18 protein-coding genes and 1 tRNA gene are annotated in these 23,688 nt (G+C 72.3%); 7 read left to right on the top strand and 12 right to left on the bottom strand.

Annotation, left to right across the window (positions count from 1 at the left end):
• The first annotated feature begins 128 nt into the window (after positions 1-128).
• From EL266_RS08710 to EL266_RS08700, 3 genes are all read left to right on the top strand, one after another.
• Positions 129-1,244, top strand: a complete 1,116-nt coding sequence (locus tag EL266_RS08710) for a YeeE/YedE family protein (RefSeq protein ID WP_051281373.1) — start codon at positions 129-131, stop codon at positions 1,242-1,244.
• Positions 1,245-1,272: 28 nt separating this feature from the next.
• Positions 1,273-1,494, top strand: coding sequence for a sulfurtransferase TusA family protein (locus EL266_RS08705; protein ID WP_026427757.1), 222 nt, complete (start codon positions 1,273-1,275; stop codon positions 1,492-1,494).
• Positions 1,495-1,599: 105 nt separating this feature from the next.
• Positions 1,600-2,580: an aldo/keto reductase gene (locus EL266_RS08700; protein WP_026427756.1), complete on the top strand. Its 981-nt coding sequence runs from the start codon at positions 1,600-1,602 to the stop codon at positions 2,578-2,580.
• A gap of 46 nt (positions 2,581-2,626) precedes the next feature.
• Here EL266_RS08700 and EL266_RS08695 read toward each other — a convergent pair whose 3' ends face one another.
• The 7 genes from EL266_RS08695 to EL266_RS08665 form a co-directional block, all read right to left on the bottom strand.
• Positions 2,627-2,959 carry a hypothetical protein gene (locus EL266_RS08695; protein WP_026427755.1) on the bottom strand — a complete coding sequence of 111 codons (333 nt, stop codon included), beginning with the start codon at positions 2,957-2,959 and terminating at the stop codon, positions 2,627-2,629.
• 123 nt (positions 2,960-3,082) lie between these two features.
• On the bottom strand, positions 3,083-4,177 hold the full coding sequence (locus EL266_RS08690; protein ID WP_026427754.1) for an NAD(P)/FAD-dependent oxidoreductase: 1,095 nt from the start codon (positions 4,175-4,177) through the stop codon (positions 3,083-3,085).
• 39 nt (positions 4,178-4,216) lie between these two features.
• Positions 4,217-6,271: a M3 family metallopeptidase gene (locus EL266_RS08685; RefSeq protein WP_026427753.1), complete on the bottom strand. Its 2,055-nt coding sequence runs from the start codon at positions 6,269-6,271 to the stop codon at positions 4,217-4,219.
• 248 nt (positions 6,272-6,519) lie between these two features.
• Positions 6,520-7,056, bottom strand: a complete 537-nt coding sequence (locus tag EL266_RS08680; protein WP_026427752.1) for a TetR/AcrR family transcriptional regulator — start codon at positions 7,054-7,056, stop codon at positions 6,520-6,522.
• Positions 7,053-8,654 (bottom strand): MFS transporter, encoded by a 1,602-nt coding sequence (locus EL266_RS08675; RefSeq protein ID WP_232011998.1) that lies wholly within the window; start codon positions 8,652-8,654, stop codon positions 7,053-7,055. Before EL266_RS08675 ends, EL266_RS08680 begins: the two co-directional genes overlap by 4 nt.
• 113 nt (positions 8,655-8,767) lie before the next feature.
• Complete coding sequence (locus tag EL266_RS08670) at positions 8,768-9,907, bottom strand: bifunctional GNAT family N-acetyltransferase/nucleoside triphosphate pyrophosphohydrolase family protein (RefSeq protein ID WP_026427751.1); 1,140 nt, start codon at positions 9,905-9,907, stop codon at positions 8,768-8,770.
• A 106-nt stretch (positions 9,908-10,013) separates the two neighbouring features.
• Complete coding sequence (locus tag EL266_RS08665; RefSeq protein WP_026427750.1) at positions 10,014-11,246, bottom strand: MFS transporter; 1,233 nt, start codon at positions 11,244-11,246, stop codon at positions 10,014-10,016.
• A gap of 456 nt (positions 11,247-11,702) precedes the next feature.
• Between EL266_RS08665 and EL266_RS08660 the strand changes: the two genes are divergently transcribed.
• Positions 11,703-12,380 carry a DUF805 domain-containing protein gene (locus tag EL266_RS08660; RefSeq protein WP_026427749.1) on the top strand — a complete coding sequence of 226 codons (678 nt, stop codon included), beginning with the start codon at positions 11,703-11,705 and terminating at the stop codon, positions 12,378-12,380.
• 377 nt (positions 12,381-12,757) lie between these two features.
• Positions 12,758-13,492: a DUF805 domain-containing protein gene (locus tag EL266_RS13740; protein ID WP_232011997.1), complete on the top strand. Its 735-nt coding sequence runs from the start codon at positions 12,758-12,760 to the stop codon at positions 13,490-13,492.
• Between the two features lie 145 nt (positions 13,493-13,637).
• On the opposite strand, the gene EL266_RS08650 is transcribed toward EL266_RS13740, so the two are convergent.
• Positions 13,638-13,725 (bottom strand) — tRNA-Leu (locus EL266_RS08650).
• Between the two features lie 149 nt (positions 13,726-13,874).
• Positions 13,875-14,759, bottom strand: coding sequence for a D-hexose-6-phosphate mutarotase (locus tag EL266_RS08645; RefSeq protein ID WP_026427748.1), 885 nt, complete (start codon positions 14,757-14,759; stop codon positions 13,875-13,877).
• A 267-nt stretch (positions 14,760-15,026) separates the two neighbouring features.
• Here EL266_RS08645 and EL266_RS08640 point away from each other — a divergent pair, with 267 nt between their 5' ends.
• Entirely contained in the window at positions 15,027-16,349 is a 1,323-nt protein-coding gene (locus tag EL266_RS08640; RefSeq protein WP_034515461.1) for an AI-2E family transporter, read from the top strand.
• 49 nt (positions 16,350-16,398) lie between these two features.
• On the opposite strand, the gene dnaE is transcribed toward EL266_RS08640, so the two are convergent.
• Entirely contained in the window at positions 16,399-20,028 is a 3,630-nt protein-coding gene (gene dnaE, locus EL266_RS08635) for a DNA polymerase III subunit alpha (protein ID WP_026427747.1), read from the bottom strand.
• Positions 20,029-20,184: 156 nt separating this feature from the next.
• Entirely contained in the window at positions 20,185-20,844 is a 660-nt protein-coding gene (locus EL266_RS08630) for a thymidine kinase (protein WP_026427746.1), read from the bottom strand.
• A 206-nt stretch (positions 20,845-21,050) separates the two neighbouring features.
• Here EL266_RS08630 and EL266_RS08625 point away from each other — a divergent pair, with 206 nt between their 5' ends.
• A complete protein-coding gene (locus EL266_RS08625) occupies positions 21,051-21,851 on the top strand; it encodes a phosphatase PAP2 family protein (RefSeq protein WP_084501033.1) in 801 nt (266 codons plus the stop codon).
• Between the two features lie 30 nt (positions 21,852-21,881).
• Here EL266_RS08625 and EL266_RS08620 read toward each other — a convergent pair whose 3' ends face one another.
• On the bottom strand, positions 21,882-23,687 hold the full coding sequence (locus EL266_RS08620) for a DNA polymerase Y family protein (protein ID WP_026427745.1): 1,806 nt from the start codon (positions 23,685-23,687) through the stop codon (positions 21,882-21,884).
• Position 23,688: the final 1 nt, after the last annotated feature.

The following is a 23,688-nucleotide window of genomic DNA, read 5'->3' as shown; positions in this document are numbered from 1 at the left end:
ACCGTCATATCCCTGCGCACCCTCTGAGCCCGCCGTGGACGCCCCGCGTCCGGCTCAGGGGACGGCGCGCGCTCCTCCGGTCCACCGGCCGCCCGCACGACCGCGGCCCGACCCAAGGACACACAACCATGATCATCACCGGACTCGCCGTGGGCGCCGCCCTCGGCTTCATCCTCCAGCGCGGCCGCTTCTGCATCACCGGTGCCTTCAGAGACCTGTGGGTCTCGCGCTCCGGGCGCTGGTTCACCGCCTTCCTCGTGGCCGTGGCCGTCCAGGCCATCGGCGTGGCCGCCCTGACCGGCGCGGGCGCCATCTCCCCCGAGATCCCCCAGTTCTCCGTCGTGGCCACCGTCGTGGGCTCCTTCATCTTCGGAGTGGGCATCGTCCTGGCCGGGGGCTGCGCGACCGGCACCTACTACCGCGCCGGCGAGGGCCTGGTGGGCTCCTGGTTCGCCCTGGTGGCCTACGTCCTGAGCGCCGCCGCGGCGCGAGGCGGCATCCTGGCCCCCGTCACCGACTGGGTCAAGGGAGCGTGGACCACCGGCCTGACCACCATCCCCGCCAGCATCGGCATCCCCGAGTGGGCGGGAGTGATCATCCTGGCGGGAGCGACCGCCCTGCTCGTCCACCGCCACGTGGTGGCCTCCCGCGCCCGCAGCGCCCCCGTCCAGCTGCCGGCCCAGCGCCGTGGCCTGGCCCACCTGCTCCTGGAGAGGCAGTGGAACCCGCTTGTCACCGGCGCGCTGGTCGGCGCGATCGCCATCATCGCCTGGCCCGCCTCCTGGGCCACGGGGCGCGAGGACGGCCTGGGCATCACCGCCCCCTCGGCCAACCTGGTGGGCGGCATCGTCACCGGGGACGCCTCCCGCTTCGACTGGGGCGTCCTGCTGATCCTGGGCATCGTGCTGGGCTCCTACATCGCCGCCAAGGCCTCCGGGGAGTTCCGGGTGCGGGTGCCCAGCGCTCAGGTCATCCAGCGCTCCATCGGCGGCGGCCTCCTCATGGGCGTCGGCGCCGCCTGGGCCGGGGGCTGCTCGATCGGCAACGCCCTGGTCCAGACCTCCCTGCTGTCCTGGCAGGGCTGGGTGGCCCTGGTCTTCCAGATCCTGGGAGTCGGGGCGGCTGCCTGGGTGCTGCTCATCCGCCCCCGCCAGCGCCGTGCCGCCGAGCGCGCCGCCGCGCGCCAGGCCGCCAGCGCTGAGACCGCCCCGGATTCCGCCGAGCCCGTCACCGCCGGCGCCTAAGACCCATCACCAACCCCAAGGAGGCATCATGCGCACTGTTCTGGAGACCACCGGCCTGGTCTGCCCCTTCCCCGTCATGGAGGCCGAGGAGGCCATGGCCGATCTCGATCCCGGTGACGAGCTCGTCATCGGCTTCGACTGCACCCAGGGCACCCAGTCCCTGCCCGCCTGGGCCGCCGACAACGGGTACACCGTCACCGAGTTCGAGCGCACCGGCGAGGCGGCCTGGTCCATCACCGTCCGCAAGTAGCGGCCTTCCGCCCGGGAGCCATGGGCCGGGCCCCGGCGGCAGCAGGCCGCCCGGGCCCGGCGCCCGTGTTCAGGTTCCGGTCAGGGACGCATTACGGTTAGCACTATGGAGCACAGGAGACTCGGCCGCACCGGAATGCGCGTGTCCTCAGTGGGCCTGGGCACCATGACCTGGGGCCGGGACACCGATGAGGTCGAGGCCAGGGAGCAGCTCGATGTCTTCCTCGACGCCGGTGGCACACTCCTGGACACGGCCGCGTCCTACTGCGAGGGCGCCAGCGAGGAGGTCATCGGAACCCTCCTGCGCGAGCACGTCCACCGCCAGGACATCGTCCTGGTCTCCAAGGCTGGCGTGCGCACCTGGCGCACCGGCGAGCGCCCCAGCGTGGCCGACGCCTCACGCGGAACCCTCCTGGACACCTTGGACACCACGCTGGCGCGCCTGGGGACCGACCACCTGGATCTCTGGCTGGTCCAGGTCCCCGACCCCACCACCCCCCTGGAGGAGACCACCCACGCCCTGCGCATGGCAGTGGCCTCGGGCCGCACCCGCTACGTGGGCCTGTCCAACCACCCCGCCTGGGTGAGCGTCCATGTCTCCGATCTGCTGGGCTCCGGCTCCCAGGGACCGGGCCTGGCCGCCGTCGAGGTGGAGCACTCCCTGCTCTCGCGCGGTGTGGAGCGCGAGCTGCTTCCCGCCGCCGGCGCGCTGGGCTTCGGGGTCATCGGCTACGCGCCCCTGGGGCGAGGCGTCCTGACCGGCAAGTACCGCTCCTCCACTCCCCCCGACTCGCGGGCCGCCTCCCCGCACCTGCGCTCCTACGTGTCCCCCTACCTGGGCCAGGCGCATCATGGGGTCGCCGAGGCCGTGGCCACAGCCGCCGCGGGCCTGGACCGCAAGCCGGTCGAGGTGGCCCTGTCCTGGGCGCGCGATGCCCCGGGCGTCACCTCGACCATTGTGGGGGCGCGCACCGCCGCCCAGCTCCAGGGCGCCCTGGCCGCCGAGGACCTGCGCCTGCCCGTCCAGATCCGTCATGCGCTGGACGAGGTCACCGCCCCGGCCCTGGGCTACCCCGAGCGCTTCTGAGAGCCCGTCGGCGTCTCGCTCGGAAAACGGGGCTCAGAAAACGGGCTCAGCGAACGTAGTCCTCGTCCTCATCGTCGACGTCCTCGATGTCGTCCTCATCGAAATCGTCGTCGTCATCCTCGTCCTCGTCGTACTCGTCCTCATCGTCATAGTCATCGTCATCGACGTCCTCGTCCCCCTCGCCATCGAAGGCCTCGAAGGGCAGCTCGATGCCGTAGGCGGTGAACAGCGAGTCGTCATAGGTGAAGAAGGCGTCCTGGAGGACATTCTCAGCGGCGACAACGGCCGGCGAGTCCTCGTCACCGGTGGCGGCGGCGTCCAGATGCGCCTCGAATGCGGCGATGAGTCGGTTGAGCGCGGACCGCGGGTCGTTCGTCATGTGGGATACATTACCTGCTACCCGCCCAACAGTGCACTGCCCGGGCGCAGGCGGTGGCCAGGGCGGGAGAAGCACTCCTCGCCCCGGCCCCTGGCCGAGCCCGGGCATAGTGGGTCGGGTGGATCACTCGGCCACGCCCAGGGCCTCGCGCACGAAGCCGAGGAAGAGGTCCTCCCCCTTGATGCGGCTGGTCTCCTTAGGGCCGACCACCACGCGCACGCCGTCGCGCAGGATCTGGGACGCCCCGCCCTCGGGCCCCAGGGGCAGGAGCAGCAGCTCGGCGCCGGGGGTGTAGGTGGCCGACGGCTCCCGGCCGGCGATGAGGTCGGCGATGTTGGCGGCCACGACCTTGGCGTGGGCGCGAGCGACGTCGGCCCGCTTGGACTCGCGCACATCGGTGATGTCCCCGATGGCCCACACGCCGGGGTGGTCGATGACGCGCAGCTGCTCATCAACCCGGATCGTCCCGTTGTAGTGGCGGATCTCGTCGTAGTCGGCCCCCAGGAAGCCGGTGGCCGCGGCCGATCCATAGGCGCGCATCCACATATCGGCCTCGATGCGGCGCCCGCCCTTGGTCTCGACCCGGAAGGGGGCGAGCACGCCCACATCCACCGGGGGCAGGTAGCTGAGCTTGTCGCCGGTGATGATCTCCACGCCGCGCTCGATCAGCTGGGATGACACGGACTCGCGCAGCTCCTGCTTGACGTCGCTCTCGGGGAGGATCTGCTCGGCCTGCTCCAGCAGGGTGACCTCGATGCTGGGGAAGGCGGAGGTGATCTCCCCGGCCATCTCGATGCCCACGGCGCCCGCGCCCACGATCAGCACGCGCCCGGCCTGCTCCAGATTGGTGCGCATGCGCTCGATGCGGGCCTTGGCGATCACCGAGGAGGACTCCATGTGCTTGGCCGGGAAGGGGTAGTTGGTGCCGGTGGCCAGGATCAGGTAGTCGGCCTCGATGGCCCCGGCGCCCGAGACCTCCACGGTGGTGCCGCGCACCGTCAGCGCGGTGCCGTGGACGACGCGGCCCCTGGTCAGCAGGCGGTCGTAGGGGATGAAGATCTTCTCGGCCCATTCGCGATCCACGGCGGCGCGCAGGGCGGCGGCGTGGTTGACGAAGGTGTCCTTCTGCTCGACGAGGGTGACCTCGGCGACGTCGTCGAGCGCCTTGGCGGCCGTGATGCCGCCGTAGCCGCCGCCGACGATGGTGACGCGTGCCATGGTGTGTTCCTTCCGGTCGGGGTGGGTGCTGCTGCGGGCTCAGGTCAGCCCGCGGCGCTCCAGGAGTGGCTGGATGCTGGGGTCGCGCCCGGTCAAGGCGCGGTAGGAGGTGTGGGCGGGCCGGGAGTCGCCGCGCGAGAGGAGCTCCCGGCGCAGTGCCTGCCCGGCGGCGCGGTTGAGGCCCAGGTCGCCGCCTCGCGCACCGGCGCCGTCGGTGCGCAGCCACCGGGTGGCGTCGGCATCCATGACCTCGCTCCAGATGTAGGCGTAGTAGGCGGCCGCGTATCCTCCCGAGAAGGCGTGGGCGAAGTAGGTGGAGCGGTAGCGCGGCGGGACGAGGGCGGCATCGATGCCCGCGTCCTGGAGGGCCCGGCGCTCGAAGTCCTCCACGTCCCCAGGCTCGGGCACCTCATCGGGGCTCAGGGTGTGCCAGGCCTGGTCGAGCAGGGCGGCCCCCAGGTACTCGGTGGTGGCGTAGCCCTGGCCGAAGGCCCCCTGGCCGCGCAGCTGCTCGGCCAGGGCCGCCGGAAGCGCCTCACCGGTCTTGACGTGGCGGGCGTAGGTGGCCAGCACCCGGGGGTGGAGGGCCCAGGACTCGTTGAGCTGGCTGGGGAACTCCACGACGTCGCAGGGAACGGCGGTCCCCGAGGTGCTGGGGTATCGGGTGTCGGACAGCAGTGCGTGCAGGGCGTGGCCGAACTCGTGGAAGCAGGTGATGACCTCATCCCAGGTCAGCAGGGCGGGTCCGGAGCGCGGTCGCTCGATATTGGCGCAGTTGATGACCACCGGCCGGCGCCCCAGCAGATGGGACTGGTCGACCAGGCTGTCCATCCACGCCCCACCGCTCTTTCCGGGCCGCGCGTAGTAGTCGCCCACGAAGATCCCCAGCACGGGTGCGGGCCCGCTTTGCGGCGCGGCGTCGTGCACCTCCCAGACCCGCACGGTGGGGTCGTACATGCGCTCGGCCAGGTCGGGGCGCTCATGGAAGGTCAGGCCGTAGAGGCTGGTGGCGGCATGGAAGACGCCCCGCTCGATGACGCTCCACAGCTCCAGGTAGGGGGCCAGGACCGCGTCGTCGACGCCGAAGCGCTCCTTGCGCTCAGCCGCCTCGTAGAGGGGCCAGTCGGCCGGGCCGAAGCTCTCCCCCGGCTCGGTCTGCGGGTCGGCGGCCATGCGGGCGGACAGGGCCTCGGCCTCGGCGCGGGCATTGGCCATGGCCGGGGCGCTCAGGCTGGTCAGCAGCTGGGATACGGCCTGGGTGGTGCCCGCGGCGCTGGCCGCGGCGACGATGGCGGCGTGGTGGGGGTAGCCCAGAAGGTCGGCCCGCTCGGCCCGCAGCCGCGCCAGCTCGACGACGATGCCCCGGGTGTCGTGCTCTCCCTCCAGCCCTCGCGACATGGCGCGCTCGAGCAGATCGAGCCGAGCGCGATGGGGGCGGGTGGTGGCCAGGGCGGGTGTGGCCGTGACGTTGGCGACTCCCGCGGCGTTCATGGCCTGGGTGGCCAGGGTGGAGAAGCGGGCCTCCAGGGCGGTGATCCGGGCATTGATCTCCCGAAGCCGCTGAGCCTGCGCTCCGTGGAGGGCCACGCCGTCGCACTCGAAGTCCTCGACCGCCAGACGGATGAGCCGGGCGGTCTCGGCGTCGATGACCCGCCCCTGGGCGTCCCGGGCCCGGCCCGCGCCCGCACCGGCCACCAGGGTGTCCAGGGCGACGAAGCGCCGGTAGAGGCGCTCATCCAGGTCGTAGGCGTCCTGGTGAGCGGCCAGCTCGGGGGCCAGCTCCTCCTCCAGGGCGTCCAGATCGGGGCAGTGCGTGGCCGAGGTCAGGGTGTGCAGCACGGTCAGGGCGCGGTCCAGCAGGTCACCGGAGCGCTCCAGGGCCTCGACGGTGTTGGCGATGGTCGGCTCGGCCGGGTCGGTGGCAACCGCCTCCCACTCCTGCCGTTGCGCGGCCATGCCCGCGCGGATGGCGGGCTCGATGTCCTCGTGCGCCACGGCCAGGAAGTCGGGCAGGCCCAGATCGAGCGTCCACGGGGCGGCGAAGGGGCTGGCCTCGGGCAGGAGACCGCGGGTGCCGCCGGTGAACTGCTTCATGGGACCATCGTGCCATGGCCGGACCGAATCGCCGTCCCGCATTGCTGGTCCGCCTCATCAAGCCGGTTCTCCGCCTGGGCGGATCACGGAACCTCAGCCCGCATGAGCCGCACCGGGGTCGCGAGCCGTGCAGTGCTGGCGCGGCAGGATCAGCCGGCGTCCCAGAAGCGGTCCTCCAGAGGGCCGTCCTGGGTGAAGAGCCGCACCTGCGTGATGAGTCCATCCTCCACGGTGAGCAGGTCGACTCCCTACAGGGCCCGGTCACCGGCGGCCAGGGCGATGATCAGACGGCGGGTCTCCTCGTCGTCAGGGTCGTGGTAGCCGGTCTGCAGCGCCTGGTTGGCCCACCAGCCGTCGATGGCCAGGATCGCCACGCGCTGGATGGGGTCGAGCTCCCCAGGATCGCCGATCCAGTCCCTGCACAGCTGGCTCCAGGCCTCGGCCAGCGCGGCCGCCTCCGGGCCGCCGGACAGGAGGAAGGACAGCTCTCCCGGCAGCACCTGACTGCCAACGGTGCTGGCGGCCAGGGCCCGTATCCGCTCAGAGCGGTTGGAGTCCTCCACCGGCTTGCCCAGCTCTGCCTGCGCCTGGGCTCGCCAGCGCGACAGCAGGGTTGCGGCGATCCCCTCCAGCAGCGCCTGCTTGGTGGCGAAGTGGTAGACCAGCCCTCCACGGGTCAGCCCCACGTGCTCGGCCAGCGCCTCGAAGGTCAGCGCCTCGAAGCCGCTGCTGAGAGCCAGCTCCAGCGCGCCCTCAACGATGCGGTCGCGATTGGAGGCCCTCATGCCACCACATCCGAGCGCGCCTCGGCGCCGGCCTCTTGGGAACGGCCCTCATCGCCGTGCGGGTCATGGGAGGCGCCCTCGGCGGGCACGCGGCGGGCGGCCATGATCCCGGCTGCCAGCAGGATGATGGCCGCGATGACGGCGGTGGTCTGCATGGCCTGGGTGAAGGCGGCCTGCGCCTGGGAGAGGAGCTCGAGCTGGGCCGGACTGGAGCGGTCAGCCGCGCCGGCGAGAGTGGCCAGCGACTGGTGGGCAGCGTCGACAACCGCCTCGGGCACCTGGTCTGAGGCCTCGGGCAGGCGCAGTCGGTAGCCCACATCCTGAACCGTTCCCAGGATCGCGATGCCCAGGGCGACGCCCAGCTCCAGGCCGGTCTCGGAGATCGCCGAGGCCGCGCCCGCGCGATCGGCGGGCACCGACCCCAGCACGGCGCCGGTTGAGACGGTGAAGGCCAGCCCGATGCCCGTGCCCACGAGGAACAGCCCCACGCAGATCAGTGCGAAGCCGCCGTAGGACTCGGCCACGGCCACCACGATCAGCCCCGCGGCCCCCAGCATCAGCCCGCCGCCAAGCGCCCGGCCGTGGCCCAGGCGGCGCACCACGCTGGCCACGACCACCACCACGGCGATGGAGGACAGCGAGACGGGCAGCTCGGCCAGTCCCGCCTGGAGGGTGGAGAATCCGCGCACCAGCTGGAGGTACTGGGAGAAGAAGTAGAGCAGCCCGGCCAGGGCGAAGATCGCCATGACCGTGGCCAGCACCGCCCAGGTGAAGGTGGGGCGCTTGAACAGCTCGACGTCGATCAGCGGCGTGGCCAGGCGGCGCTGCCGGCGCAGGAAGGCGCGCCCGGCCAGCAGACCCGCCGCCAGGGCGACCACCGCCCCGATCGTCAGCCCGTCATGGGCGAAGGACTTGACCGCATAGACGATGGGAACGATCGCCACCACGGACAGGACCGCGGAGAGCATATCGACCGGGGCGCCGTCGCTGTTGCGGGACTCGGGCAGCAACCACGGCCCGGTGGCGACGACCAGGACCATGACCGGGACGTTGATGAGGAAGACGCTGCCCCACCAGAAGTGCTCCAGGAGGAGGCCGCCCACCAGCGGCCCCAGGGCCGTGCCTCCGGAGGTTCCCGCCGTCCAGATGGCGATGGCCGTGGTCCGATGGCGCGCGTCGGGGAAGATATTGCGGATCAGGGACAGCGTGGAGGGCATGATCGTGGCCCCCGAGATGCCCAGCAGGGCCCGGGCGACGATGAGGGCGCCGGCACTGGGGGCGAAGGCGGCCAGCACGCTGGACAGGCCGAAGCCCACGGTGCCGATCAGCAGGAGCCGACGGCGCCCGATGCGGTCGGCGACATTGCCCATGGTGACCAGCAGGCCCGCCAGGGTGAAGGAGTAGATGTCGCCGATCCACAGCAGCTGACTGGCACTGGGGGCCAGGTCCGCGCTCAGTGAGGGGATCGCCAGGGCCAGGACCGTTGAGTCGATGGCCAGCAGGGTCACGGCCAGGGTCAGGACCGCCAGGGCCGCCCACTGGCGGGGCCCGGGCGCTGTGGCCTCGCGCCCGGCGCTGATGGTGGAGTCTGCAATCACCACCCGAACTTTACTGCACGTGCAGTAAAGTTCGGGTCGGGACGGCGGAGGCCTTCAGCACAGCGCCGTCGGCTCGATCACCCCGCCGACCGCGCGCAGCGGGCTCGGCGGGCTCACAGCCCCTGCTGGCCTCGCAGCACCCCGGCCACATCCGGGGGGAAGTAGTCCGGCCCCTTGAGGACCTTGCCGTCGTGCCGGTAGACGGGCCGTCCATCGGCCCCGAGCTTGGACATGTTGGAGCGCTGAACCTCGGACAGGACCGCGGCCAGGTCGATGCCGGTCTCCAGGGCCATGCCGTAGATGACGTAGATGAGGTCGGCCAGGGCGTCAGCGGCCTCCACGGTGTCGCGGGTCTCGTCGTCGCCGGCCACGGCCCGGGCGCAGGCGGACTCGATCTCGGCTCGGGCCCCCGCCCCGTAGACGGCTCCGGCCAGCTCGGCGAACTCCTCGGCGATCAGGCCCATGCGCATGTTCAGGCTGGCCCGCTCCAGGCTGGGCCCATCGGTCTGGATGGGCAGCCCGTAGACGCGGTGGAAGCGGCGCACCAGGGCCTCGGGATCATCGCCCTCGCGCTGCCCGACACCATCATGGGCCACCAGCGGCATCTCACTGGAGCGGGCGTGCTGCGAGCCCTGGCGAACCGGGCCGTCCCAGGGGGCCACCGGCTGGCGGGGGTCGTCCTTCATGAGGGTGGCGATCCAGCCATCGCGCAGCGCGCCCTTGTCGGCGATCAGGGCGCGGACCGTGCCCTCACGCCGGAATCCCAGGCTCCAGGCGATCCTCCACGACGGCCAGTTGGGGACGCCGTCATGGATCATGCAGCGCCAGCGCAGCGCTGTCAGCCCCAGGCCCTGGTCATCGAAGGCCGTATCGACAACCGCGCGCACGGCCCGGGTCATGAGGCCGCGTCCGCGCGCAGCGGGATCGAGCCAGTACCCGATCTCCCCGAGCCGGCCCTCGACGGCGATGCCGACCATCCCCACCAGGACGGGCTCGCCATCACCGGACAGTTCGCGCACCGCCCAGGTGGCCTCCTTGCCCTGGGCCAGGTCGGCCCGCTCGCGGGCCACGAGGTCGCGCAGGAAGGCGTGAGCCGAGTCCAGCGTGTAGTCGCTGGGCATCTCTGTCCACCGCGGGATGTCCGAATCCCGGCAGATCTCGGTCATGCGCTCGGCGTCCTGCTGGACCGGGACGGACAGCAGCAGATCGGGCAGGGCGATCGTCAGGGACTCCATAGACTCCATAGACTCCATGGTCGACGATGGTAGTCAGGTTGCCCCTTATGAACATCAGTGCGCTCCCGCGGGCCCTCCCCCGGGCCTGAGGGGCGCGCTCATGGCGGACGCCGACCCGACGCGCTCAGGCTCGACGGCGCAGCACGGGCCAGCAGGTGGCCAGGATCACCCCGCCCAGCAGCCCGTAGGCCAGGGCGACCCACTGGCCGTGGGCATCGGAGAGCCATCCGACGATCGGCGGTGCGATGAGCCCGGCCAGGCGGGCCAGCCAGGACACGATGGTCAGGCCCAGTCCGGGGGGCAGGCCCTCCACGTCGTCGGCGGCGGAGTAGGTCACCGGCACGGCCACGGCGCAGCCCAGTCCTGAGATGGCCATGCCCACCAGGGTCCCCGGCACGGAAGAGGCCAGCAGGGCGATCCCCATGCCGGCGGTCACCAGCACTCCTCCCCCGGCGATCACGGCCCTGGCTCCCACGGCGTCGATGACGCGGTCCCCCACCAGGCGGCCCAGGATCATGACGCCCTGAAGGGCGACGACGCCCAGGCCCACCTGGCTGGCCCGGGCCCCCTGGTCGGCCAGGAGCAGGGAGGACCAGTTATGGGCGATGTCCTCGGGGAACATGGCAGCGGCGCACAGCAGGCCGACGACGCCCAGGAGCCCGGCGGTGACGAGCCGCGGCCGGGCCGGCCCGCGCCAGGTGGGGGCGCTGGGGCTTCCCAATGGCTCGACTGACTCGGGGCGATCCAGGGAGTCATCCCCGGGCAGGAACCACCCCAGGGCGAGAGGGCCCACGCAGACCGCCAGCAGAACCATGGCCGTGATGAGCATGTGAGTCACCAGGCCGACCCCCGCGCCTGCCATGGCCTGGCCGGCGACGGCGCCCAGAACCGCGCCCAGGGACCAGGCGGCATGGAAGCTGGTGACGATCGAGGACCCCCAGCGGCGCTGGATGCGCAGGCCGTGGGCGTTCTGGGCGACGTCCACCACCGCGTCGGTACCGCCCATGATGAGCATGCAGGCGGCCAGCACCGCCCAGGACTGAGCGCCGGCGGCGCCGATGAGGGATGCTGCGACGAGGAGCATCCCCAGGGAGGCCACGCGCGCCGAGGTGTAGCGGGTGATGAACCGGGAGGCGGCGAGCCCGGCCAGCAGCGCCCCAACACTGGCCGCGGCCACGGCCTGACCGAAGGCGGCCTTGGTCAGGTCCAGGTGGGCGACGATCTCGGGATAGCGGGGCATGAGGTTGGCCACGCCCAGCCCGTTGCCGAGGAAGACCAGGCAGACGGCGATCCGGGCCCGGATGAGGCTGTGCCGATCAGCCGGGGCGCCGCGGGCGGATGCCGGGTCATGTGTCACAGGGGTTCCTCCACGTGCTCGGCGGGCAGACGGCGATCGAGCACGATCCTGTCGCGTCCTCATCACTGAGGCAGGGCATGCAGGAGCGGCCAGACCTGCGCAGCCTAGCGGAAATCAACCGCGCGGTCGCTTCAGATGGGCGAGGGCCGGGTCCGAGTGATGCCGCCATGGGCATCATGGGCATCATGGGCATCATGGGCATGGAAAGGCCACGCCACAGTGCGGCCGAGCCCCGGGGTCCCCCTCTGCTGCTCACCACGGCTGATCGACGGCATCCCTCACCGAGCAGCCGCACCACATGGGTCATACGACCCATCTGCCGGAATCGGCGTGACTCGCGGGCGCTCGGGTGCTTAGTCTGTGGGCATGCGCCGTTGGCAGTCGGCCTTCGCCGGGCCGGTGCAGCCTGGCTGCCCAGCAGCGCCTCGCCCACCCCCACATGATCTTGGAGACTTCATGTCATACGGTACGTCGCCTGACCCGTACAGCGCCCAACCCGGCCAGCCCGGCTACGGCCAGCCTGGCGGCTATCCCGGCCAGCCCGGCCAGCCCCAGCCGGGATACTCCCAGCCCGGCCAGCCCCAGCCGGGCTACAGCCAGCCCGGCCAGCCCCAGCCGGGCTACGGCCAGCCCCAGCCTGGCGGCTATCCCGGCCAGCCCGGCTTCGGCGCGGGCGCCTACGGCCAGCCCATGGCGCTGCCGGAGCACCTCGCCCCGCTGCCCGGCGCCAGCCTGGCCGATGCCATCAAGCGCTTCTTCAAGCGCTACGCGCAGTTCAAGGGCTACGCCTCACCCTCCGAGTTCTGGTGGGCCTACGGCGCCAATGCGGCCGTCGGCGTGATTCTCTATATCGTGTTCGCCATCATGGCTGCCGCCGGAGCCGCCTCTGCCTCGGATCCTGATGCGGCCGCCGCTGGCATCGGGTTGTCGGCGGCGATCTTCATGGTGCTGCTCGTCGTCTACGCCCTGGCGACCGTGGTCCCCATGATGGCATTGACCGTTCGCCGCCTTCATGACACCGGCAAGCCGGGCCTGTTCGCTCTGTTCTATCTCGCAGGTCTCGGCATTGTCCCCCTGGTCCTGTGCGCCTTCCCCTCGCGCCCGGATCTTTACCAGCCCGAGTGGCACAGCTGATCCTCACGCGTGAGGGGGTGGCCGATCAAGCGGTCCTCCCCCATTCCCCTGCGGGAACCTGGCGATTCCGCCAGCAGTCCCGCAGGGGACTGTGCCTTCAGCGCCTCGGCAGGCTGAGCGTCGCCGCTGCCCGCATGGCGAGTCGTCGACGTTGACATGCGGCGGCAGGGCGATTGGCTGATGGGTGAGAGGGGCTGACCGCGCAGCTGCCGACTCGGCACGAGCTGTGGAGTGGTACCCATATGACATCGCGGTGCAGGCACGTATGATCCGCCGATGTGCGCCCCTGCGGGATCTCCGCCAGCGACGCGCCCGATGGGCGGTCGCAGCGCCTCAGGGACCCCAGCCTCACACCATGCCCCTTGATCGGAGACCACATGTCCTACCAGCCCAGCCCCGCCTCCGATGACCCCCAGCCCCAGGACGGCGCCCCACTGGGCGATCACCCGCAGGACTATGCTCCGTCGGGCGGATACCCCCAGGGCTATCCGGGCGGGTACGCCTATCCCCAGACAGGCGGATACCCCCAGGGCTACGCCCAGCCGGGCGGGTACGCCTATCCCCAAACAGGCGGATACCCCCAGGGCTACGCCCAGCCAGGCGGGTATTACTACCCTCAGCCAGGCGGGTATCCGCCAGGTGCGCACGGCTACGGAGCCGGGTACCCCTGGGCCGGCGTGCCCATTCCAGAGCACAGCGCCCCGATGCCCGGTGTTGGTCCAGGTCTTGCGATCAAACGATTCTTCCAGCGCTACGCCCAGTTCAGAGGTTACGCCTCACCCTCAGAGTACTGGTGGATTCAGATCATCTCTTTGGTGGTCAATATTGCCATAGTATACGTTTTCGCAGCATTAGGAGCCTTCTCCACTCCGAGCTCTCACTCCACTACGGACACCGCTCCGATCGAGGTTCTCGCCATGTTAACGCTGTTCGCCTACGCGATCGTCCTCATTATTCCTTTATGGGCCGTGACTGTGCGGCGCCTCCATGACACCGGCCAGTCAGGATGGATGGCACTGCTAGCACTCATTCCTTATATCGGTGGTTTCATCATTTTGATCCTATGCGCCTTCCCGTCGCGGCCTCACCTCTACCAGCCCCGATGGAGTTGATCCTGTGGATTCGAGTCCGGATGCGCCACTGCGCGCCTCAGGGGCGGTGACCACTCACCAGGGCGCTGCTCACTGTTCCTCGGCTCATCACCATGAATATCAAGGGGCCCCTGGGCTGCTCAGCAGTCCAGGGGCCCCTGGTGGGTGTCCGAGGGGGGACTTGAACCCCCACGCCCGTTTAATAAGGCACTAGCACCTCAAGCTAGCGCGTCTACCTATTCCGCCACTCGGACGTGCGGCTGCCCGTGGAGCAGGCTCCGCGGGGCAACGCAGAGAAACTTAGCATGCCGCCGCCGCGGGCCACCAATCCGTCTCCCGGTGCTTCGGATCACACCTGTTGGTCGGTGCACTGGTCCCCCTGCCCCGGCCACCCCGGCAGGTGCTACAGAGCCTCGACCCCGATGCGGGCCTGCATGGACCACGTCGCCCCCGGCTCGATAACAGGGGCGTGGTCGCGCACGGCCCCGCTCTCCACGCAGAGCATGGAGGCGAACTCCGCATCAGCCATATCGGGCAGCGCGGAGGCGGCGGACCAGGGGTTCCACACGATGGTCGAGGGGGCGGAGCGCTTGGACACGGTGATGACCCGGCCGTTGCCCGGGTCGGTCAGGGACACCGCCGCGGTGGAGTCGTAGATGCGGTCCACCGGGCCGTTGATGCGCAGCCTACCGCCGCTCGACCTGCCATCGCAGGGCCCTGGGCCGCTCGTGAGGTTGTCCCAGTACCGACTCCCCTCCAGGCCGGTGAGCTCGGCGGAGGTCACGTCGTGCAGTGCCAGGTAGGTGTGGAGGGCCGCCTCCACGGTGCGGGGGTGGGCGCCATCGTTGCGCACCGAGAGCGTCAGGCCCAGGCTTGAGCCCGCCTCCACCTCGTACAGGAGGCTCAGCCCGTCGCGATTCGCGGCCAGAAGCGCGCGCACTCCGCCCTCAGCGGTGGCCTCCACGGAGCGCAGCGACCAGGCCACCAGGCGCGCCCAACCGTGCTTGGGCAGGGCGTCCCCGTGGATGCCGGTGCTGAAGTCCGGCAGGCACAGGGGCACGCCCCCGCGGATGGCCGTGGCGCCGTCGAACACCGCGTCGCGGGAGGTGAAGAGGACCTCCTTGCCGCCGCGCGGAATCCAGGAGGTCACGGTGGCGCCGTGCAGGTAGATCTGCGCCGAGGCCGCCGGCGCATCGATGAGGAGACGGGGCTGCCCGCCCCTGCCGGGGCCCAGCGCGGCGCTGCGCGGCAGGCGCGGAACGGGAAGAGGATGCGGTCCACTGCTCATGGCCCCACGCTAGTAGGCTGACGCTGCCTCTCGCACGGCTTGGAGCGGGCGGCATCGCAGTATCGCAGCCAGGAGAAGGGGAGGAGAGCCGGCAGCGTGGAGGAGCACACCACCGATCCGCACGCATCAGCGCAGTCCCTGCCCAGTCGGCAGGCCGCGCCCGAGGAGCCCGAGAAGGCCGACGAGCAGGAGCCCGTCCCCCAGCGCGATCCCTCGGCATCGCCCGCACCGCCTGCCGTCACGGGCGGTGGTCCGGTGAGGCGGCTCATGAGCGCCTGGAGGCGCGCCGTGGACCGGGTCGACCAGCGACGTCGGGCGGAGCGCGCCTGGCAACTGCACTACGAGGAGTCCGTCGGCTCGCGGACAGGCGAGGCCCCGGGCGAGCGGGCTGCCGGCCCTGCGCCCAGCGGCGCGGCGCACACGGCGGACTCCCCCGCTCCGCAAGCGGCCGCGCATTCGGGCCTGCCCCCGGTGATCGCCACCCGCTCGACCGCCCTGGCCTCCCTGCCCTCCTGGCTGGTGCGCGGAGGACTGGGGGCCTGGCTGGGGCTGGGCATCATCATCATGATCGCCCTGGTGGTCTACGCGACCTCCATCATCGTGCCGGTGTTCATCGGCGTGTTCATGGCTCTGGTCTTCACCTCCATCCTTCAGCCCCTGGTGAGCCTGTTCGCCCGCGTCATGCCGCGCTACCCAGCCACATTCCTGGCCCTGCTGACCACGCTGGCCGCCATCGTGGGGCTCATGACCTACGTGGTGACCTCGGTGACCAGCCAGTGGGCCTCCCTGACCTCCCAGTTCTCCGATGGCCTGGACACGATCGTGGACTTCGTCGAGCACGGGCCCCTGCCGGTGCACCTGACCCAGCAGGAGCTGGCCGAGCAGTTCCAGGCCTGGGTGCGCCAGGGCCAGGACTACCTCCAGTCCAATGCGCCCACCCTGGCCACCGAGGTCCTGTCCAATGCCAGTGCGGTGGTGGACTTCTTCGCGGTCATGGCGCTGGCGATCTTCTCCACCATCTTCTTCCTGGCCTCCGGGGGCAGGATGTGGCGCTGGTTCCTCGATGAGCTGCCCGCCCACCTGCGCGAATCGGTGCACCGGGCCGCCGGGGCCGGCTGGTACACCTTCGCCGGATACGCGCGCGGCACCGTGATCGTCGCCCTGGCCGACGGCGTCATGGCCGGCATCTTCCTTCAGCTCGTGGGCATCCCGCTGGCCGCTCCCCTGGCGGTCCTGGTCTTCATCGGCGCCTTCATCCCGATCATCGGGGCGCCGGCGGCCATGATCATCGCCATGGTGGTGGCCCTGGCCTCCCACGGGCCGCTGACCATGGTGGTGGTCGGCCTGGGGGTGGCGGCCATCGGCCAGATCGAGGGCCACATCCTCCAGCCGCTCATCATGGGCCGGCAGGTCTCCCTGCACCCGGTGGTGGTCATCATCGGCGTGGCCGTGGGCACCTACGCGGCGGGGCTGCTGGGGGCGATCATCGCCGTGCCGCTGATCGGCGTCCTGTGGTCGGTCTACTCCGAGCTGCACGTCAAGGACGCCCCCGTGGTCGGCGAGCTGCCCGCCTACACCGCCCGGGGCTGATAGCGCCCCCGGCCGCCGCGGCCGGCCTCAGGGGCTGAGAGGGCCCCGGTCAGCACCAGTCCCGACTGCCGGTGGGGGTGATGCCGCCCAGGGCCTCGAGGTGCTCGGCGCGCAGGGCGGTCACGCCATCGCCCCTCTCCACGGTGCCGCGCACGATCAGCGCGGTGGCCCGCCTGCCGATGGAGCGGTAGCGGCGCCACATGCCCGCTGAGCAGACCACGTTGAGCAGCCCGGTCTCGTCCTCCAGGTTGAGGAAGATCATGCCCGTGGCCGTGTGAGGGCGCTGACGGTGGGTGACCACGCCGGCGGCCCTGACCCGCCTGCCCGGCTCCTGGCGGCCGACCTCGGCCAGGGCCAGGATGCCGCGCTCCCCCAGTCCCTCCCGCAGGCCGGCCATGGGATGGTCCTGGGTGGTCACCCCGGTCAGGCGCAGGTCGGCCACCTGCCGCTCGCGCTCCCCCATGGCGGGCAGGCGCGGGGCCCGGGCCCCCACTGCGGTGCCCGGCAGGGTGGGCTGGAACCACCCGCGCCCGGCCTGGCCCTGGGCCTCGGGCTGTGGGGGATCCTGGGCCTCCTGACCGGTCCCGTCGTGGCCGAGCGGCGCTCGGGGCGCGATGGTCACGGGGCGCGGGCCGCGGCGTCGGCCCCGGGTCACGGCGGGGGCAGCCGCTCCGGGCCCTTGATGGCGGGCCCCGTGCTCCTCGGCCAGGACCCCGGCGGCCCACAGGGCCTCGCGCCGCTCAACCCCCAGGCTCTCCAGGGCCCCGGAGGCGGCCAGGGCCTCCAGCGCGGCACGGCTCAGGCGCACGCGCCGGGCCAGGTCGGCCAGGTCCCGGTAGGGGCCGTTGGCCTGCCGCTCGGCCGCGATGGCCTCGGCTCGCTGCGCGCCGATCCCCTTGATGGCGGCCAGCCCCAGGCGCACGGCCAGGTCGTCATGGGCGTCAAGGGGGCTCAGGGCCTCGGGTGAGGGGGTCAGGGGGAGCCACTGGCGGGCGCCAGAGGAGCCGGCCTCCACGGCCTGGGGGCGCGACTCGACGATGGCCTGGGCCCCTGAGGCGTTGACGTCGGCGGGCAGGACGCGCACCCCGTGGCGGCGGGCGTCGGCCACCAGGCTCTGGGGCGACCAGAAGCCCATGGGCTGAGCGGCCAGGACCCCGGCATAGAAGTCCTCGGGCTTGCGGGCCTTGAGCCAGGCCGAGGCGTAGACGAGGTAGGCGAAGGAGAAGGCGTGGGACTCGGGGAAGCCGAAGTCCGCGAAGGCCCGCAGCTTGGCGAAGACGGCCTCGGCAACCTCCGGCTCAGCGCCCTGGAGGCCGACCATGCCCTCCACGAAGCGGGTGTGGAGGGCCTCCATGCGCTCGGCGGAGCGCTTGGCCCCCATGGCCTGGCGCAGGGCGTCGGCCTCGGCGGGGCTGAAGCCGGCGGCATCGACGGCGATCTGCATGAGCTGCTCCTGGAAGAGCGGCACGCCCAGGGTCTTGGACAGGGCGGGCCTGAGGCTGTCGTGCAGGTAGTCCACCGGCTCTCTCTTCAGGCGGCGGCGGATGTAGGGGCTGACCGCATCGCCCTGGATGGGGCCGGGGCGGATGAGGGCCACCTCGACGACGATGTCGTAGAAGCACGTGGGCCGCAGCCGGGGCAGGGTGGCCATCTGGGCGCGGGACTCGACCTGGAAGACGCCCACGGTATCCGCGGCTGTCAGGAGGCGGTAGACGGCCGGATCGTCCTCGGGCAGGGTGTGCAGGTCCCAGGGCCTGCCGATCTGGGCGGCGCGCAGGACTCCGGCGGGCGCTGAGCCCCCAGTGTCCCCGGTCCGCCCAGCGTCTCCGGCCCGATCCTCCTCCGGGCGACCCGCGGCCCGGCCCTCCCCTGCGGCGCGGTCGCTCCGGGAGGGCGAGGGCTCGGGGACGGTCTCTCCGCGCTGGGCCAGGGTGGTGAAGGCCAGGCGCAGGGCGGTGAGCATCCCCAGCCCCAGCAGGTCGAACTTGACCAGCCCGGCGGCGGCGCAGTCGTCCTTGTCCCACTGCAGGACGGAGCGGCCCTCCATGGCGGCCCAGCGCACGGGGCAGACCTCGGAGACGGGGCGGTCGGCCAGGACCATCCCCCCGGGGTGGATGCCCAGGTGGCGGGGCAGGCGCAGGAGGCGCTCGGCCAGGCCGAGGACCTGGTCGGGGACCTCCTGGCGGGACGCCCGGGCCGAGCCGTTGGGGGGCAGGGCGCCGGGCTCGGCGTCCTGCTCGATGCGGAGGGTGGACCAGCGCCCCATCTGGGCGGCCCAGGCGTCCTGCAGCCCGGCGGGGTGGCCCAGGGCCCGGGCGGCGTCGCGCACGGCGGAGCGGGGCCGGTAGGAGATGACGTTGGCGACCTGGGCGGCGCAGTCGCGCCCGTAGCGGGAGTAGACGTGCTGGATGACCTCCTCGCGGCGGCAGGCCTCGATATCCAGGTCGATATCCGGGTATCCGGCCCGCCCCGGGGACAGGAAGCGCTCGAAGAGCATCTGGTGGCGCACCGCATCCACCGCCGTGATGCCCAGGGCGTAGCAGACCGCCGAGTTGGCCGCCGAGCCCCGGCCCTGGCACAGGATGCCGGAGCGCTCGCAGAACTCCACGATGGAGCGCACGATGAGGAAGTAGCCGGCGAAGCCCAGCGCCTCGATGATCTCGAGCTCATGGTCCAGGACCTGCCAGGCGCTCGGGTCCTGGGCACGGCTGCCGTAGCGGGCGGTGGCTCCGCGACCGGTGAGCTCGCGCAGCCAGCTGGCGGGGGTGTGTCCCGGCGGGACGTCGGCGGCGGGAAGGTCTGGGGCGATGAGGGCCAGGTCGAAGGCCAGCTCGGAGCCGATCTCGGCGGCGGCCTCCACCGCCCCGGGAGCGCGGCGGTGGAGCCGGGCCATGTCGGCGGGGCCGCGCAGCCAGCGGCCGATGGCGGGCAGATGGCCGCGAGCGCCCTCCAGGTCGGTAACCAGGCGGGTGGCGGTCAGGACGTCGGCCAGGCGGGCGTCCGCTGGGCGGGCGCAGCGCACGGCGCCGGTGGCCACCAGGGGCAGGCGGTGGGCGGCGGCCAGGCCGGTCAGGGCGTGGGTCAGGGCGGCGTCGGTGGGTCCTCCGTCCAGGGCCAGCTCGACGGCCAGGCCGGTGGTGGCGCTCTCGCCGACGGCTGGGCGGGTGGGGCGGTTGGGGGCGAAGAGCTCGGCGAGGCGTCCCAGGCAGGCGTCGGCGGCGTCCAGGTCCCAGGCGCTGGGGCGGTGGGGGCTGCCCAGGGCTCGGCGCAGGGGGCCGTTGACGGTGCCGGTGAGGATCAGGCAAGTTCCGGCCAGGGCGGGGGCCAGGTCCTCGGGGCTGTGGGCGGGGTCGCGGCGGTGCCCGGCGGTGAGGTTGTGGTCGGAGATGGCGGCGACCAGGCGGTGGTATCCGCGGGGGTCGCGGGCCAGGATGGGCAGGCGGGCGCCGTCGGCCAGGGTGAGCTCGCTGCCGTGGATGGTGGGCAGGCCGTGGGCGCGCCCGGCCTGGGCGTGCTTGACGATTCCGGGCATGCCGTCGTGGTCGGTCAGGGCCAGGGCGTCCAGCCCGAGCTCGGCGGCGGCGGCCACGAGGTCCTCTGGCTCGTTGGCCCCGTCGAGGAAGGAGTAGGCGGAGTGGGCGTGCAGCTCGGCGTAGCGCGGCGCCCCGGATTCGAACATGTGTACAGTCTAGGCGGATGGCCGGCCGGGGGCATGATCCTGCCTCCTGCTCACGATCCGTCTGCGCGGTTTGTGGCCCCACCGGTTCTTGGTCCCACAGGCGGTGAGCCGCTCGGGAGGGCGGTGGCGCGGGGCGCAGCGGGGTTGGGGCCCGTGCTACTCGTGGGGCAGGGCGCCGCCGGCGGCGAGGTAGCACTTGCCGCACAGGGACTCGTAGGTGATCTCGCCGGCGTCGATGGCCACCTGGTCGCCGTCGAAGACGTAGTGGCCGGCCTGCCCGCCGGTCTTGCGCGCGTTGAAGATGGCCTTGCGCCCGCAGCGGCAGATGGTCTTGAGCTCTTCCAGGGAGTGGGCGATCTCCAGCAGGCGCCGTGATCCGGGGAAGCTCAGGGTGCGGAAGTCCGAGCGGATCCCGTAGGCCAGGACGGGGACGTCGTCGAGCAGGACGATCTCCATGAGCTGGTCGACCTGGCGGGCGGTGAGGAACTGGGCCTCGTCGACCAGCACGCAGTCCAGGGCGCATCGCAGCTCCTTCGGCTCCTCGCCGGCGCGCCCGCCACCGCTGGGCGCACCGGCGTCGCGCCCCAGGATGCGGCGGTGCACGAGGGCGCGCAGGTCCTCGTCGGAGTCCACCAGCAGGTCCACTGCGCGCGAGAAGCCGAGTCGGGAGACGACGGTGCCCTCCCCCTTGGTGTCCACCACGGCCTTGATGATGAGGACTCTCTGGCCCCGCTCCTCGTAGTTGTGGGCGGTCTGGAGCAGGCCGGTGGTCTTGCCGGAGTTCATGGCGCCGTAGCGGAAGTAGAGCTTGGCCATCGCGTTCCCTTGCTGTGCCCCGTGGTGTGCTCCGGCCGCCCGGGGCTGGGAGGGGCGGGCGGAGGCGCAGATCGCCTGGATGCTACCGCCGCCGGCCTGCGATCACTGCCAGGCCCGGCTGCGCCCTCCCCTGCTCTTGTGTCCCTCGGGGGCGGCTCAGCAGGGGCTCACAGCGGGGGCATAGCCCTGGCGGCTAGGGTCTGGGCATGATCAGCCTGGACCATCTGCCTGACACGTGGCGCACTCCTCGCGCCGTGACCCTGGCCGTCTGCGCCGCGCTCCTGCTGGGCCTGTTTAGCTGGCTGGCGGTCACCGCCCCGGCGGGTGCGGGTCTGGCCGTCTTCGACTCGCGGGTGAGTGCCTGGGCGGTGTCGCTGCGCACGCCCCCGGTTTCCGCGGTGATGACGGCGGTCTCCGCCCTGTGCTCGACCCCGGGCCTGAGCGCGCTGACCGTGGTGGGCGTCCTGGCCCTGGCCTGGTCGGGGAGGCGCGGCCAGGCGCTGGTGCTGGCGGCAACGATGATCGGCTCCTCCCTCATGACGGTGGAGCTCAAGCGCTTCTTCGGCCGTGAGCGCCCCTCGACGGCGACGCTCCTGGGCGAGCCCGAGCACACCCTGTCCTTCCCCTCAGGGCACTCCCTCAACACGGCGGCCTTCGCCTGCGTGCTGGCGGGCATCGTCCTGTTCAGCGCGGCGCGGCTCATGGGCAGGGCACTGGCGGTGGTCGGCGCGGTGGGACTGGCGGGCCTGGTGGGGGTCTCGCGGGTCTATCTGGGCCATCACTGGATGACGGATGTGCTGGCGGGCTGGGCCTTCGGGGCGGCGTGGGTGTGCCTGGTGGCCCTGGCGGTTCTGTGGCTCCGGGGCAGGCGGGTCCCGCTCGGCGAGCATCGCGGCGCGGGTGAGCACGGCGGCGAGCATGGCGGCGAGGCAGGGCCTGCAGAGGCGGAGGCGGCCGTGGGTGCGGTGCCGCGCCTCGATGGGGCCGGGGCAGGGCCTCAGGAGTAGTCAGGTGCACTCAGGAGTATTCAGGAGTACTCAGGAGTAGATCGCCTCGAGCCACCACTGGCCGGCGCGCATGAGCAGCAGGGGCGGCCCGGCGTCGGTGGTGACCTGGAGGTAGGCGCGCTGCCAGGCCCCCTGTGGCGTCCACCATCCCTCGTCCAGGGGCCAGGGCCCGGCCCAGGAGGTGACTTGCTGGGGGCCCGACGCCCATGGTTGCGCCCTCCCCCTGACCTCGGGATGGTGATCCCATGGCATCTCGCCCTCGATGCTGACCAGTGCGGGGGCGGCGTCGATCTGCCCGTGGATGTCGACGCCGATCTGCCGTCCCTGGGCGTCGGTCAGTGTCACCGGGATGGGGCGGGCCAGGACGATGGAGGGCGAGGGCCGGGGCAGGGCGCCCGCCCAGGGGGCGGTCTGGGGGCTGCGTGCCTGAGTCGTCTGAGCGGTCCGGGCGCCCCGAGTCGCCTGGGCGCTCCGGGCCGTGGGGTCAGCGCGCTCCCCCCAGGGGATCAGGCGCGCCCGTGAGCGCGGGTCCCGTCCATCGGTGAGCAGCGGGGCCTGGATGCCGCCGGCCCCCAGGAGGGACTCGACGCGCTCAGCGGCTCGGGCGGCCCGGGCTCCGGCCTGCTCCCCGGGCGCCTTCCACAGGCCCGCCTGACCGGCTCCCGCGGGGCTGATCTCCAGGGCGCTCAGGCGCAGGCGCGTCAGGGGGGAGGCCGGTGGCCTTCCGCTGCGCCCGGCCAGCCAGCCCTCGAGCTGCCAGCGCACGCGGTCGGTGAGCTCGGAGACGGTGGGCGCGGTCTCCAGAGCCCAGGAGCGGGCGAGCTCAGCGCCGTCCTGGCAGTGGGCCTCCACCAGGAGCCGCCCTGCGCTGGCCCCGGCGGACAGGAGGCCTGCAGCCAGATCCTCGGCAAGGCTGCGCGCGGCGAAGGCGGCGGTGTCCGTGCGCTCCACGGGAGGGTCGAGCAGGGTCTCGACGGTCAGATCCCCGACGGGTCGGGGGGTGGTCTGCGCCTCATGGTCGATGCCTGAGGCCAGGCGGTGGAGCCGGGCGCCCGTCACGCCGAAGCGCGCTGCGACATCCCTGCCGGGCAGGGCGGCCAGGTCCCCGAGTGTGCGCAGCCCGAGCCTGCTGAAGGTCTCCACAAGGGCGCGAGCCTCATGACGCTGACGGCGCAGGGGCAGCGCGGCCAGGAGGGCCTCCAAGGGCCAGGGCTCTAAGAAGGCGGGGGTGGCTCCTGACGGGACGATGATGCCCCGCCTGGCGGCCAGGATGGCTCCGGCCAGGCCCTCACCGATGCCCACCTGGCACTCGGCATCAGCCCGCTCGGCAACGGCCTCGACCAGGGCGGCCGCCAGGGTCTCCTCTCCCCCGGCCCATCGGGCGGGGCCTCTGGCCCCGCTGATGGCCAGGCCGGGGCGCAGCACGAGGGGATCGGCCAGCAGGCGGTCCAGGGCGTCCATGACGGTCTCGAAGGCGCGGGCCTGGCGCTCAGGCTGGGGAGGCAGGACGGTCAGATCGGGGCACAGGGATCGGGCGACGCGCAGGCGCATACCGGTGGTGATGCCGGCGGCGCGGGCGGGGGCGGAGGCGGCCTCGACGCCGTGAGCCCCGACGATGGCGACAGGCTCCAGGGCCGGGTCGGGCGGCAGGAGCTCCCGGGGGCCGCCTCCGGCAGCGCCCGCCGGCCGGCCAGCAGTCCGGCCAGCAGTCCGGCCAGCAGTCCGGCCAGCAGTCCGGTCAAGGCCGCGGCGCTGGGCGCGGGCCTCCAGGGTCAGGGCGACAACGGGCCAGTCGGGAGCCCAGATGGCCACGCGTCTGGGTGCGCATCTGCTCATG

Origin of the sequence: Actinomyces slackii (assembly GCF_900637295.1) — a bacterium.
Classification (GTDB): domain Bacteria; phylum Actinomycetota; class Actinomycetes; order Actinomycetales; family Actinomycetaceae; genus Actinomyces; species Actinomyces slackii.
Note: the sequence above shows the minus strand (reverse complement) of the source record. Positions and strands in the feature narration are given on the sequence as shown.

Coding starts and splice junctions, on each gene's coding strand:
- EL266_RS08695 (WP_026427755.1), bottom strand. CDS start 2,959: ATGACGAACGACCCGCGGTCCGCGCTCAACCGACTCATCGCCGCATTC.
- EL266_RS08630 (WP_026427746.1), bottom strand. CDS start 20,844: ATGGCCAAGCTCTACTTCCGCTACGGCGCCATGAACTCCGGCAAGACC.
- EL266_RS13740 (WP_232011997.1), top strand. CDS start 12,758: ATGTCCTACCAGCCCAGCCCCGCCTCCGATGACCCCCAGCCCCAGGAC.
- EL266_RS08710 (WP_051281373.1), top strand. CDS start 129: ATGATCATCACCGGACTCGCCGTGGGCGCCGCCCTCGGCTTCATCCTC.
- EL266_RS08685 (WP_026427753.1), bottom strand. CDS start 6,271: ATGAAGCAGTTCACCGGCGGCACCCGCGGTCTCCTGCCCGAGGCCAGC.
- EL266_RS08645 (WP_026427748.1), bottom strand. CDS start 14,759: ATGAGCAGTGGACCGCATCCTCTTCCCGTTCCGCGCCTGCCGCGCAGC.
- dnaE (WP_026427747.1), bottom strand. CDS start 20,028: ATGTTCGAATCCGGGGCGCCGCGCTACGCCGAGCTGCACGCCCACTCC.
- EL266_RS08705 (WP_026427757.1), top strand. CDS start 1,273: ATGCGCACTGTTCTGGAGACCACCGGCCTGGTCTGCCCCTTCCCCGTC.
- EL266_RS08625 (WP_084501033.1), top strand. CDS start 21,051: ATGATCAGCCTGGACCATCTGCCTGACACGTGGCGCACTCCTCGCGCC.
- EL266_RS08690 (WP_026427754.1), bottom strand. CDS start 4,177: ATGGCACGCGTCACCATCGTCGGCGGCGGCTACGGCGGCATCACGGCC.
- EL266_RS08680 (WP_026427752.1), bottom strand. CDS start 7,056: ATGAGGGCCTCCAATCGCGACCGCATCGTTGAGGGCGCGCTGGAGCTG.
- EL266_RS08640 (WP_034515461.1), top strand. CDS start 15,027: ATGAGCGCCTGGAGGCGCGCCGTGGACCGGGTCGACCAGCGACGTCGG.
- EL266_RS08620 (WP_026427745.1), bottom strand. CDS start 23,687: ATGAGCAGATGCGCACCCAGACGCGTGGCCATCTGGGCTCCCGACTGG.
- EL266_RS08700 (WP_026427756.1), top strand. CDS start 1,600: ATGGAGCACAGGAGACTCGGCCGCACCGGAATGCGCGTGTCCTCAGTG.
- EL266_RS08660 (WP_026427749.1), top strand. CDS start 11,703: ATGTCATACGGTACGTCGCCTGACCCGTACAGCGCCCAACCCGGCCAG.
- EL266_RS08670 (WP_026427751.1), bottom strand. CDS start 9,907: ATGGAGTCTATGGAGTCTATGGAGTCCCTGACGATCGCCCTGCCCGAT.